The sequence below is a fragment of the Allobosea sp. genome, assembly GCF_048595345.1.
Lineage (GTDB): Bacteria > Pseudomonadota > Alphaproteobacteria > Rhizobiales > Beijerinckiaceae > Allobosea.
The window spans coordinates 1-1501 of the sequence record NZ_JBMDWH010000209.1 but is presented as its reverse complement, the minus strand read 5'-3'; the positions used below and the strand labels follow the sequence as shown (position 1 = coordinate 1501).

The 1501-nt window shown below is 69.7% G+C and carries 2 protein-coding genes and 1 pseudogene; all 3 read left to right on the top strand.

What is annotated here, in order from left to right; genetic code table 11:
- The coding region (locus ACOJTB_RS17845; RefSeq protein WP_420103870.1) for a biotin/lipoyl-containing protein at positions 1-475 on the top strand (475 nt) is incomplete at its 5' end.
- Between the two features lie 12 nt (positions 476-487).
- Positions 488-1108, top strand: a complete 621-nt coding sequence (locus tag ACOJTB_RS17840) for a glutathione S-transferase family protein (RefSeq protein ID WP_420103869.1) — start codon at positions 488-490, stop codon at positions 1106-1108.
- 116 nt (positions 1109-1224) lie between these two features.
- A pseudogene (locus ACOJTB_RS17835) lies at positions 1225-1501 on the top strand (YdcF family protein); the annotation flags it as partial.

The following is a 1501-nucleotide window of genomic DNA, read 5'->3' as shown; positions in this document are numbered from 1 at the left end:
GTTCGAGGGGGCGGTCACGGAGCAGGGCGGGGCGGTTCTCGTCGCCTTGCCGGAGCGCACGCTCAGCGTCGTCAGCGACTGGGTGCCGGGCGAGCCGGTCTGGCATGGCACGCTGGACGGGGTGAAAGTGGCCGCGCAGGTGCGCCCGATCCTCAACGGCGTCTCTCTCGGCCATGCCGGCGCCTATGCGCAGGCGCGCGTCTACACGCGCCGGGAGGCCGAGCTTGCCGCGCTGATGCCCGAGAAGGCGGCGGCGGATACCGGCAAGGTGCTGCTGTGCCCGATGCCGGGGCTGGTGAAATCGATCGCCGTTACGAAGGGGCAGGAGGTCAAGGCGGGCGAGCCGCTGGCGATGGTCGAGGCGATGAAGATGGAAAACGTCCTGCGCGCCGAGAAGGACGTCACCATCGCCAAGATTCTGGCGAAGGAGGGCGATTCCCTCGCGGTGGATGCCGTGATCATGGAATTCGCCTGACCGGAGGCCGTGATGCTGAGGATCTGGGGACGTCTGAGCTCGGCGAATGTCCAGAAGGTCGTCTGGATGGCGGGCGAGGTGGGGCAGGGCTTCGAGCGCGTGGATGTCGGTGGTCCGTTCGGCGGCCTCGATACGGCGGAATATGGCGCGCTGAATCCGAACCGCCAGATTCCCGTCCTGCAGGACGGCGACCTCACCTTGTGGGAATCGCAGACCATCACGCGCTATCTCGCGGCCCGCTATGGCGGCGAAGACTGGTGGGAGGCCGATCCGGCCCGCCGCGCGCTTCAGGAGCGCTGGATGGACTGGATGCTGTCCGAATTGCAGCCGGCGCTGGCGCCGGTGCTGTTCGGTGTCGTGCGCAAGCTGCCCGGCCATACCGAGCCTGAGCAGATCGCCGCCGGGGTGCGCCGCAGCGAGGCGAAGATCGCCATCCTCGAAGCCGAGCTCCAGCGCCGGCCTTTTCTGGCGGGCGAGCGGCCAGGCATCGGCGACATCACGGTGGGCTGCGGTGTGCATCGCTGGCTCAACATGCCGGTGGAGCGGGCGGCACGGCCGGCGGTCGAGCGCTGGTACGCGGCGCTGATCGCCAGGCCCGCCGCCGCCTCGGCCTTGCCTTTGCCGGTGACCTGACAGGCAGCTCCCCGTCGCCTGCCGGCGCGGCGATGCAGGGCTGTTAGCAGCCTGTCAGCATTCGCGGGCTATGCATGCCGTGGCGGCGCCGCCATCTCACGCCGCCGGGAGCCGCGATGTTCTTCGTCCTGTCCAAGATCGTCTGGTTCCTCGGTTCGCCGGTCAACCTCTCGATCCTCGCCGCCGGATTGGCTGCCCTGCTGGCCTTCACGCGCCTTGCGCGGCCGGCCCGCTGGCTCGGCATCGTCGCGATGGCGATGCTGGGGCTGCAGGCATTCAGCCCCCTGCCGCGCGCGGTGATCCGGCCTCTCGAAGACCGCTTTCCGCAGCAGGACGCCGCGAAGGGACCGGTCACGGGGATCGTCGTGCTCGGCGGCGCGATCAGCCTCGCCC